Below are 527 nucleotides of genomic sequence, written 5' to 3' on the forward strand. Positions count from 1 at the left end.
AACTGAATGTCACCTTCCTCTACCGACAAGATCGCGCTCTTCATCGACGGAGCCAATCTCTACGCGACGGCGAAAACTCTCGGCTTCGATATCGATTACAAGCGCCTTCTGAAGGAATTTCAGAGCCGCGGGACACTGACGCGGGCATTCTACTACACCGCGATCATTGAGGATCAGGAATACTCCTCGATCCGCCCCCTGATCGACTGGCTGGACTACAACGGCTACACGGTCGTGACCAAAGCGACCAAGGAGTTCATCGACGCCTCCGGCCGCCGCAAGGTCAAGGGCAACATGGACATCGAGCTCGCCGTGGACGCCATGGAACTCGCCGAACACATCGACCAGATGGTGCTGTTCTCGGGTGACGGCGACTTCCGCTCCCTGGTCGAGGCCGTTCAGCGCCGCGGCGTGCGGGTCACCGTGATTTCCACGATCGCCAGCCAGCCGCCGATGATCGCCGACGAGCTGCGCCGCCAGGCCGACGTCTTCACCGACCTCGTCGAGCTGCAGGCCAAGCTCGGCCG

The 527-nt window shown here is 61.5% G+C and carries 1 protein-coding gene; it reads left to right on the top strand.

The window, feature by feature from the left end; genetic code table 11:
- Nucleotides 1-6: 6 nt before the first annotated feature.
- Nucleotides 7-527: NYN domain-containing protein (locus IVA74_RS40150; RefSeq protein ID WP_247353618.1), on the top strand; the 521-nt coding region annotated here is incomplete at its 3' end.

The organism is Bradyrhizobium sp. 132 (assembly GCF_023074185.1).
Taxonomy (GTDB): Bacteria; Pseudomonadota; Alphaproteobacteria; order Rhizobiales; family Xanthobacteraceae; genus Bradyrhizobium.